Below are 8,620 nucleotides of genomic sequence, written 5' to 3' on the forward strand. Positions count from 1 at the left end.
AGCCGTTTTAATCTGTGAAAGCGCAGAAAAGATAGTTTAATAATAATGAGGTACTGATAAAGATTGCTGATTTTCAGCTATGGAATTTAAAGTGCCCGGGACTATGGAAAATTAATTGACTTTGAGGTTGCATCTTCAGCATTTTGGAGCAGCTCAAAAATGAAATGGGCTTTATCTGGATATAGGTCTGTGAGAAGTTTTAGTATACCTTCTTCAAATCCATTTTCCCGGTTTGCTCCTATCCACCTTAACCGCTTTTCTTTCAACTCCTCAATAAATATTCTATATTCTGACATTTTCTCCCTTTACAACCATCACTTCGAACACAACTACCTGCGTTATAATATTTGCCTGAATCTCTGCCAGATTGATTTCTGCAAATTTCATCCAGCGAATCTTTTCATTGGTTGCATTATTCAGTTGATCTTGAAGAATATTAAGCCTTGATTTATAACTTGACGTGAGACTTACTTTCCTATACTGGGCAAGTTCTGCGTTGATTCTTTGATGTTCTTCTCTTGCAACAGCCCATAGCTGATGACGCAGACTGTCAAGACTATCAAAAACTTCTTGATCAGGAAAAGTATTTATTGAGGGGCAGGGTTCTTCTGATATCCTTAATTGCATTGCATAGTAAGTTGCTTTATTTCCGTTGTGGATAACAACATACTTTTTTTCCGGCTTATTTTGTATGACCTGTATAATAACTCCATTTATTGCTGGATTCGCTATCAAGGCAACTATATGTCCTAGATATGGGGCCGGATTGTTGAATTCATGATTATCTGGGAAAGATTGGGTCGGCATTATAACCCCCGTAGTGAGCAAAAGAAGTCACCGCACAGACTATATTTGTCAATGTAAATATAAGCCAATTATTACATGCAGTTATATCAAATCTTGAAATAATGTTCAACAAATCATCTTAAATTATAAGTCTTTTGGCCAGCGGAGTAATGACGAGGAGTGCAAATACAGAGCAAATATTAAAAAGAAGTACTGACTTATTTTCCCCTGAAAGATCACGTCATTATAAATCACCTCCTGATTTTAAAATCAATCCATTCTTTGGGATCAGGATCATATGCAGTAATAACAACAACAATAGGTGGTAATGTAAACAGCTTCTTCTAAATCCTGACGGATCATTGCCCTCTTGATCATCCTTTTTACTGCAAGTTCATAAAAGCCATACTCATATTTAGCCTTTTCATATCATTAACAACAATAAAATAGCTTGAATGATCCCTATAATAAAACCGATGACTCCTCCGAGTAGCGTAATATACCTGAGATGCTTTTTGGAGACTTGGTATACTAATGTCTCTAAATTCTTAGCTTCATAGCTTTTGATTTTTGATTCTACAATACGGGGTATATCAACTTTACTGATGACCCTTGGGAAAATGAATTTTATTGATGAAATCACTAAGGGTGCAATAATTAAACAGACATTCTTTTTCAAGAATTCACCCGGTATATAATTTCCTGCTTTATTCGAAATATAATCATTCACTGAACTCTCAAATCCCTTATCTTTTAATGCATTGTTTATCATCTCATCTGAAAGCAAATGTTTCCCGACTATTTCACCAATAGATTTTGCTAATTTCGGTTGGTCCCGTGGGATCATTCCTGGAGTAAAAGGTATATTAATACCCCATATCTTTTTTTCGCAATAGGGACGGAATAGCATCAGGATTGCCAGTGCATTCGTAAAGTATCCAATTAAACCTCCAATTAGTGCACTAATAACTATCATTTTAAGGACCATGAACTCATTCATCCAAAACCTCCTAAATTATATTCATTAATGTCTAAAATTTGAGAGCCTGGATCTTTCTCGTACCATTCATGTTCTATATCAGAAAACCAGACACCATCTGATGGGTCAATATACAAATTCGGATCTGCGGACATATGTCTGTTCAACCTCAAAAACCGCCGTATGTATAGCCTCGTCTTTATAGGACAAAATAAATCCTACATTAGATTCTTCATCCCACCGGATGTCATCACCAAGTCCGGGGGATTTGTGGATGGATAGATCCCGTGGATTGATGGAGGCAAGCCAACTGGTTATGGAGTCTGGGGAATCAAATCCCCCCATACCCCCCTTTTCTAAAGGGGGGATCATCGAGCTTCCTTCGTTCATCCTCATGTCAATCGCATCTAGTGCGTAGCTCCTGATCAATTTAGGCCATGCTATGCTGAATGCCCGGGGTCTGCTGAGGGCCTCAAGGCCGGTGATCTTTCCATTGATCAGCGCAATGAAACCGGTTTGCCCTTCCGTAATCTTAAACCCTTGTATATAGTCATCAAGGTTTCCCCTCTGGTGTTCATAGATATCGGCCATGGATTGCGTCCTTGAGCTGGTTTTATGCAATGCGTGCTGAAAAGCGACCTCTCTCCAGATGTCCGATTGTCCGGCATCGTATCCCGTGCCTGCATTGATGGATTCAAAGACCCGTTTTGCCTTTTTGCCCCTGTCTGTCGGCTTGTACATCCGGTCGTCGGTGGAAAATACCATGCTCTTATAATGCCACCTCCCCTGTTCCACACAACTTACCGGAATAACCATTGTGGACTGTGGCGCTACGAGTATCGTGGTATTAATGATCCTGTCCTGTTTTGCACCCGCAAGCTCCTCTCCATCCAGCAGCAGGATTGCCATATCCGAATCATTTCTTACATTCAGTTCAGATACGCTTCCACTCTCATCGATCTCTGTTATTGTGACAACACCCAGCTTGAGCACCTCGTCCAGCATAAGGTACTCCAGAACCGGTTCTTCATCTCTGAAGATTGGGTACAGTGTTAGGTTTTCATGGGTCCCCGGGTCACCAATCCTGAATCCTTTTAAATGTCCCTGCACGTCTTTCATAGTTAATATCTCCTTTCTATTTTAGAAACTTATCAGAACAATAGTTTACCAGACTTAACCTATTTGTCAAGTTAACCCAATGAACTATTTGTTTGAAATAGAAAACCCTGTGTGTTACTGTAGTTATGGAGGATTAAGCTATGTCAGAATATAAAGGTCATATAGGTAAAAGAATTGCCAATCTGCGAAAGCTGAAGAGCATGACACTGCCGAAGCTTGCAGAAAAGTCGGGTGTCTCAAAGGGGTATATCTCTCAGCTTGAGAATGAGCTTATTATAAGCCCTTCTATTGATTCTGTGAAGAAGATTGCAGATGCCATGGATGTTACCATAGCGGACCTGCTTGAAATACCGGAGGCCCGCTCCATGATGATGGTCATGGAGAACATAGACACGGGGCTTGAGGAGTTACTTAAAGAGCGCCGCAGAAAGGGAAACCCGGTACCTGAGGATATTGTCAAGGCACTATCGCAGTTAAAGACGCGGAAAAAGGGGCCAATGAGCAAAGAGGACTGGGCGTATCTGTGTGAGACTATAAGCAGGGTAACGAGTGGAAAATGAGGTGGAAACATCCGTCTGTTACGAGGTTGATTGAAGAAGATAAGACCCGGCATGGCAGGGAGGTTGATCCGGAGGCGATTATCCGGGAGAAAGCCAAAGGGCTTGTAAGTTATGCCACAGGTCTTGGATGGAGCGGACCTCCATTTGATCCCGCCATCCTTGCCAGCCTGATCGGCATCAGGATTGTCCCTGTCGAATTGCCCTCCTCTATTGATGCGATGATCGTACCCGCAGAGGATGGACGCCTGAAGATCCTCTTAAACAAAACTATTACACAGCTTGAGAGGCAGAACTTTTCCATTTGCCATGAGATTGCCCATACATTCTTTCCGGATTGTGCTGAGTTCATACGTAGGCGTGAAAAGAGGCATGAGAAGGCGGACCCTGAGAGGGAGGTTGAGGTATTATGTAATATAGCCGCATCTGAACTGCTCCTTCCCGGGGATCACTTCAATGAAAGCCTGAATGCATATGGCCTTACCATGAGTTCTGTGCTTCCATTGTCTGAACTGTTCAGGGCATCAAAGAGCGCTGCTATCATAAAGATGGTCAGCAGTGGAATTAAGGTCTGTGCAGCGGTCTTTCTTGAGCCGGGGCACAGGAAGTATGAAAAAAGATGGGGGGCTGATACGGCGCCTAAGATGAGGGTTGTTTATACGGTGCCCTCTCCCGGATTCAGATATTTTATTCCGCGAAATAAATCTGTCCCGGATGATTCCTGTGTCTACAGGGCGGTGGATCCTAATGAGATTACAAATGCGACAGAAAACTGGAAGATACCTGCGCATCCTGTCTATAAAGTTGAGGCTATGAATCTCCCGCCGATTGATAAGACTGATTCGACTCAGAGGGTTGTGGCACTGGTTTTCCCGGAAGAAAAGATTAAAACGTAGACCGATAATCATCGCATACTCCTAATTGACATAACTGCTCTACTTGCATACAATCAGGATAAAATAATGCCAACTGTATTAAGACATGGCACTATCGCCTTTATTTTTTTAGCCATGAAACAACTGAGCCGCCGCATATTCATGTTGACCGTGAGAATCTATCAGCCAAGTTCTGGTTACAGCCGATAAGTCTGGCACGTAACTTTGGTTTTAGCCCAAAGGAGTTAAGAGAGATACAATCTATAATTCTGGAAAATCAATCAAAATTGTTGGAGGCATGGTATGGGTATTTTAGCACTGGCAGCAGATGAACGGGTGAAGGGTGTCCAGATAACTGAGGATACCGTAAGCGTTAGTTTAATGGACGGTCGTATTATCTCTGTACCACTTGCCTGGTATCCCAGGTTATTCAATGCAACACCGGAACAACGAAAGAACTGGCAAATCTGCGGGGGAGGTTATGGCATTCATTGGGGGGATATCGATGAAGATTTAAGCACCGAAGGACTCCTTCGGGGAGCACCAGCACCCCAAACCATATCAAAAGGATGAACAAGAGGTTTAAATGTAACCACATTCTCTTCTAACTTACCTCCACAAAACACACACTTCATTATAAATCACCTCCTGATTTAAAAATCAATCCATTCTTTGGGATCAGGATCATATGCAGTATTGTCATATTATCCGGAATATCCCGGAAAGATAACTCCATTGAAACATTAGGCCAGGATTTTTCAATGTTTATATTGAGGCTCAGGTAGTTGGAGTCAATGTTAGACAACTATAATTTCCCGATTTATAAAAGCCTGCTAATAAGAGGTATTAGGTAAGTTTGCAATTGATTATTTTGACTGTTAAAATTGAATAAACTAGATACTAACTTGTAAACCATATTAAAGGAAAGGAGATATGTCATGCCGAGAGTTACTCATTTTGAAATAAGTGCAGCTGAGCCTGAAAGGGCCATATCATTTTACAATGAGGTTTTTGGGTGGAAAATCAACAAATGGGAAGGTCCTATAGAATATTGGTTAGTCGCAACAGGTGAAAAAGAAGAACCTGGGATTGATGGTGGCATTATGCGAAGGGGGCAATTTACAGAAAATGTCGTTAACTCAATAGAGGTGCCTGATATTGATGAATATATAGATAAGGTTGAAAAGGCAGGGGGTAAGGTGACTCAACCAAAAATGTCCATTACCGGAGTTGGATATGCGGCCTATTTAAAAGATACAGAAGGTAACACATTTGGGATTATGCAATATGATCCCAACGCTAAATAAGCATTGGCTAACAAGCGCAGCCAGCAGAGACTGGCCTTCAGCACCGCATCGTTATGTTACAGGCCAGTCCATTACCGCGAAAGTTAGACTTCAATACTTTGTTGCTCATGCTGACATTAAAAAAACTCTGGTCATACCAAAAAGGAAGAAATAGAAAAGATGAAACAGGTATCGGGCAAGAATATATTAATTGCCGGGAGTGCAAGTATTGTACAGCAACTGACTAATCTGGGATTGATAGATGAATACCACGTATTGATACATCCTGTCATTTTGGGTGCAGGGAAACCATTATTTAAAGACCTTAAGGAGAAACACAACCTGAAGCTTTTAGAGACAAATTCTTTTAAAAACGGGGTCGTCTTACTGCGCTATCAGCAGGTGTAATAATATAATAGAATTTGTCACTGGGACATTAGGCGTTCCAATGGAAGGAGTATTGGACGAGCGTGACCTATAGAAACCTTTACATCTTGCATTTATCTAACCTATAATCATCCGTGCCGTTAGTGAAATACAGATTCCGTTAGCAGGAGAGTGTCTCTTGATACAAATGAATGAAGAAGCCGGCGGGCAAATAGAGCTACACAGGATTTGTGAGGGATATCCTATCCTTGCAGTCTATCTGTTTGGTTCCATGGCCGATGAAGGGGTTGATCTTCTGGATAATAAACAGCCGGTAACTATTGATCCACTTGCCGACATTGATGTCGGAGTAGTTTTTTTGCAACCGGTGTCAGATACAAAAGAAAGAATAAGGCTTTATGGAAAATTATATTCGGACTTGTCAGATTTATTCTCTCCATTTCCTTTAGACCTTGTCTTTCTTCAGGATACCGGCGTAATCATTCAGGCTGAGGCAATCAACGGTCAATTAATCTACAGCCGCGATGATGACCGAAGGACAGATTACGAGGAAATGGTTTTCAAACTTTATCAGGACTGGAAGCCTGTCTATGACCTATATACAAAGGAAGTATTGGAAGCTATCAGAAGATGACTTTAAATATTTCAATGATAACCGGCAGAATAAAAAAGAAAGTCCATAGATAAATCGGCTAAAAACAATATCTAATATTTGGATATGTGTCCGAACATTATGATTGGGAAAGCTGGTGCGATTTCTTTCTTGAAGCTGTTGAGCAGAAGGCTATTGGAAATCTTACTATCGCAGAGAACATAAGGACACTCATTTCTGGTGAATACAACGGGAACTATGACAATGCTGTATTCAAACCCTGCCTCACATGCACAGTCTCTTAAATTATCAAAGCCTATTTCATTGGAGGAATCATCATCATAATCTTTTTCAGGTAGTTCTGCGTATATTCCGGAAATCTTCTTGATAGCTTTCTCACGACGGTAATGGAGAGTTTCTTTAAATTAATTTCATCCATGTCTATGGATGCCACTCCTTTTGATGCAAGATATATAAGGTCAAGGAATGCCTTTTCAGCCTTTGCCACATAGATTCCACCCTGCATTTCGTATCCCCAGAAGATATCTTTTTTGATCTGCCTGAATTCCACATCCCTTCCTTCAATAGTAAGTCTTTTGGTTTTTCTAGTTGTTGCGAAGGTAACAGTATACGGGATAAGATTAAGGACACCATATCTGGAAAGTACGGATTCGAAAGAGAGGTAGTTTGGCATGTAAAGGGTTGCGGCAATGGTCTCAGTGGAAGGTTTTGTCGTAAAGGTGCGATAAATACCAGTGCCTATCCTGTCTAATATTCCCATATCCACCAATCGGTTCAATGTCACATATAGGCTTTTTCTGGACAGACCGGTTATTTTTTCCATATCTGATATGGAGTAGAATGGTTTGTTAAGCCGATCCAGCGTTTTTATAAGCTCGATAGTCTTCATGACTTCAATTTATCAATCACCGGCCAGAAATCTTTGGGAAGATATTTCCTTAGATCGCGCACCAGTTCTTTCACAGGTATTGAAACATCCTGCGGTTCATAAGGTCTTCTTAATTTCTGGCAAATATACCACATATCAAAGACATCCTTTGACTTTGCCCTGTCTTTAAGGCAGGCAAGCTTGTCTTTATAGAGTTGTTCCAGTGTGGCCACTCTGCCAAGGCACTGGACAGTGGAGACAGGTGAAGATATCATCGCCAGATCAGATTTATATCCCCTTTCTCTTCTTTTTGATATTTCGACCTTAATCCTGAACGGTGACGGTAAATAATCCAGTGTTATCTTTATCTCTCCGAGGTAAGAATAATATTTTTCCTCAAGGTCTGTTATTACAAGCTCAGGAAAGGGTGAAATGATTTTTTTAATCAGGTGGGTAAACTTGTCTTGTAAGCGGTCTGCCGTCAGTGAGAAGCCGAGATCTTCGGAGAACCTTGGCGAGCCATAGACAAGCCTCAGTGCAGTTCCGCCCTTAAATATGAGCGACTTCCCCTCAGGAGAATCAAACAGCCCTTTCAGGATCACAGTCTCCCAGAACTCCCTGACAATCTGGATTACATCTATTTTTAGATTTTTAGCCTGATTCTCTGCAATTGCACGTTCCATATTTATTAACAAATGTGTTAAGTTTATGGAATTATATTATTTTGTATACAGCTTGTCAAATCGTCGGATTGCCTCATCAAATATCTGTTTGAAGGTGAGCAATGGTGTCTTTCTTTAAGCCGCTTTACGCGGTCCCAATTTTTGACTTTGCTGAATCAGAAATCAAAAGTATGCTAATTAATGATTACGAGAAGCAAGAGTAGAAGTCGGCTGTCTTTTTATGGATATATAGGTCAGTATCACGGCAATCAATGCAGGGACAACGCCTAATACAATGAAGACAAGGTCCCCCGGCATACGGAGCCATTCCAGTGTCCACATGATCCTTTGACCTGAGAAATCAGGGCCTCTGGCGTGCCAATATCCGTTTTTCAACACATCCAGAAGTTGGAGTACGCCGCCCGGGAAAAGACTCATCGCAACCATCAGTGCCAAACCGGTGTTTAACCCCCAAAAAGAGATACGGA

Annotated in this window: 14 protein-coding genes and 1 pseudogene; 8 read left to right on the forward strand and 7 right to left on the reverse strand. The window is 41.3% G+C overall.

Annotated elements, in window-relative coordinates:
- Nucleotides 1-101: 101 nt before the first annotated feature.
- The 4 genes from IT392_01045 to IT392_01060 form a co-directional block, all read right to left on the reverse strand.
- Entirely contained in the window at nt 102-296 is a 195-nt protein-coding gene (locus IT392_01045; GenBank protein MCC6543073.1) for a hypothetical protein, read from the reverse strand.
- Nucleotides 283-807: a hypothetical protein gene (locus IT392_01050; protein ID MCC6543074.1), complete on the reverse strand. Its 525-nt coding sequence runs from the start codon at nt 805-807 to the stop codon at nt 283-285. Before IT392_01050 ends, IT392_01045 begins: the two co-directional genes overlap by 14 nt.
- Before the next feature lie 403 nt (nt 808-1,210).
- The gene (locus IT392_01055) at nt 1,211-1,786 is read right to left on the reverse strand and encodes a DUF445 family protein (protein ID MCC6543075.1); all 576 of its coding nucleotides are present in this window, start codon (nt 1,784-1,786) and stop codon (nt 1,211-1,213) included.
- A 105-nt stretch (nt 1,787-1,891) separates the two neighbouring features.
- Nucleotides 1,892-2,884 carry a hypothetical protein gene (locus tag IT392_01060; GenBank protein ID MCC6543076.1) on the reverse strand — a complete coding sequence of 331 codons (993 nt, stop codon included), beginning with the start codon at nt 2,882-2,884 and terminating at the stop codon, nt 1,892-1,894.
- Nucleotides 2,885-3,024: 140 nt separating this feature from the next.
- Here IT392_01060 and IT392_01065 point away from each other — a divergent pair, with 140 nt between their 5' ends.
- The 8 genes and pseudogenes from IT392_01065 to IT392_01100 all read left to right on the forward strand — a co-directional run bounded on the left by IT392_01065 (nt 3,025) and on the right by IT392_01100 (nt 6,886).
- Nucleotides 3,025-3,444 carry a helix-turn-helix transcriptional regulator gene (locus IT392_01065; GenBank protein MCC6543077.1) on the forward strand — a complete coding sequence of 140 codons (420 nt, stop codon included), beginning with the start codon at nt 3,025-3,027 and terminating at the stop codon, nt 3,442-3,444.
- Entirely contained in the window at nt 3,441-4,337 is an 897-nt protein-coding gene (locus IT392_01070; GenBank protein ID MCC6543078.1) for an ImmA/IrrE family metallo-endopeptidase, read from the forward strand. Before IT392_01065 ends, IT392_01070 begins: the two co-directional genes overlap by 4 nt.
- A 66-nt stretch (nt 4,338-4,403) precedes the next feature.
- Nucleotides 4,404-4,648, forward strand: a pseudogene (locus IT392_01075) (DUF4160 domain-containing protein).
- Nucleotides 4,620-4,889: a DUF2442 domain-containing protein gene (locus tag IT392_01080; protein MCC6543079.1), complete on the forward strand. Its 270-nt coding sequence runs from the start codon at nt 4,620-4,622 to the stop codon at nt 4,887-4,889. Before IT392_01075 ends, IT392_01080 begins: the two are co-directional and overlap by 29 nt.
- A gap of 365 nt (nt 4,890-5,254) precedes the next feature.
- Nucleotides 5,255-5,623, forward strand: a complete 369-nt coding sequence (locus IT392_01085) for a VOC family protein (GenBank protein ID MCC6543080.1) — start codon at nt 5,255-5,257, stop codon at nt 5,621-5,623.
- A 159-nt stretch (nt 5,624-5,782) separates the two neighbouring features.
- Nucleotides 5,783-6,010: a dihydrofolate reductase family protein gene (locus tag IT392_01090; GenBank protein MCC6543081.1), complete on the forward strand. Its 228-nt coding sequence runs from the start codon at nt 5,783-5,785 to the stop codon at nt 6,008-6,010.
- A gap of 157 nt (nt 6,011-6,167) precedes the next feature.
- Entirely contained in the window at nt 6,168-6,623 is a 456-nt protein-coding gene (locus IT392_01095) for a nucleotidyltransferase domain-containing protein (protein MCC6543082.1), read from the forward strand.
- Nucleotides 6,624-6,709: 86 nt separating this feature from the next.
- On the forward strand, nt 6,710-6,886 hold the full coding sequence (locus IT392_01100) for a hypothetical protein (GenBank protein ID MCC6543083.1): 177 nt from the start codon (nt 6,710-6,712) through the stop codon (nt 6,884-6,886).
- 11 nt (nt 6,887-6,897) lie between these two features.
- On the opposite strand, the gene IT392_01105 is transcribed toward IT392_01100, so the two are convergent.
- From IT392_01105 to IT392_01115, 3 genes are all read right to left on the reverse strand, one after another.
- Nucleotides 6,898-7,491, reverse strand: coding sequence for a hypothetical protein (locus tag IT392_01105; GenBank protein MCC6543084.1), 594 nt, complete (start codon nt 7,489-7,491; stop codon nt 6,898-6,900).
- Nucleotides 7,488-8,153: a nucleotidyl transferase AbiEii/AbiGii toxin family protein gene (locus IT392_01110; GenBank protein ID MCC6543085.1), complete on the reverse strand. Its 666-nt coding sequence runs from the start codon at nt 8,151-8,153 to the stop codon at nt 7,488-7,490. The genes IT392_01105 and IT392_01110 overlap by 4 nt, the downstream gene beginning before the upstream one ends.
- A gap of 177 nt (nt 8,154-8,330) precedes the next feature.
- Nucleotides 8,331-8,588 carry a hypothetical protein gene (locus IT392_01115; GenBank protein MCC6543086.1) on the reverse strand — a complete coding sequence of 86 codons (258 nt, stop codon included), beginning with the start codon at nt 8,586-8,588 and terminating at the stop codon, nt 8,331-8,333.
- Nucleotides 8,589-8,620 lie beyond the last annotated feature (32 nt).

Source organism: Nitrospirota bacterium (assembly GCA_020846775.1).
Taxonomy (GTDB): domain Bacteria; phylum Nitrospirota; class 9FT-COMBO-42-15; order HDB-SIOI813; family HDB-SIOI813; genus RBG-16-43-11.

What these genes read in the sequence shown, in the direction of transcription:
- IT392_01050 (MCC6543074.1), bottom strand. Translation starts at nt 807, where the DNA reads ATGCCGACCCAATCTTTCCCAGATAATCATGAATTCAACAATCCGGCC.
- IT392_01060 (MCC6543076.1), bottom strand. Translation starts at nt 2,884, where the DNA reads ATGAAAGACGTGCAGGGACATTTAAAAGGATTCAGGATTGGTGACCCG.
- IT392_01055 (MCC6543075.1), bottom strand. Translation starts at nt 1,786, where the DNA reads ATGAATGAGTTCATGGTCCTTAAAATGATAGTTATTAGTGCACTAATT.
- IT392_01070 (MCC6543078.1), top strand. Translation starts at nt 3,441, where the DNA reads ATGAGGTGGAAACATCCGTCTGTTACGAGGTTGATTGAAGAAGATAAG.
- IT392_01045 (MCC6543073.1), bottom strand. Translation starts at nt 296, where the DNA reads ATGTCAGAATATAGAATATTTATTGAGGAGTTGAAAGAAAAGCGGTTA.
- IT392_01080 (MCC6543079.1), top strand. Translation starts at nt 4,620, where the DNA reads ATGGGTATTTTAGCACTGGCAGCAGATGAACGGGTGAAGGGTGTCCAG.
- IT392_01110 (MCC6543085.1), bottom strand. Translation starts at nt 8,153, where the DNA reads ATGGAACGTGCAATTGCAGAGAATCAGGCTAAAAATCTAAAAATAGAT.
- IT392_01065 (MCC6543077.1), top strand. Translation starts at nt 3,025, where the DNA reads ATGTCAGAATATAAAGGTCATATAGGTAAAAGAATTGCCAATCTGCGA.
- IT392_01085 (MCC6543080.1), top strand. Translation starts at nt 5,255, where the DNA reads ATGCCGAGAGTTACTCATTTTGAAATAAGTGCAGCTGAGCCTGAAAGG.
- IT392_01105 (MCC6543084.1), bottom strand. Translation starts at nt 7,491, where the DNA reads ATGAAGACTATCGAGCTTATAAAAACGCTGGATCGGCTTAACAAACCA.
- IT392_01090 (MCC6543081.1), top strand. Translation starts at nt 5,783, where the DNA reads ATGAAACAGGTATCGGGCAAGAATATATTAATTGCCGGGAGTGCAAGT.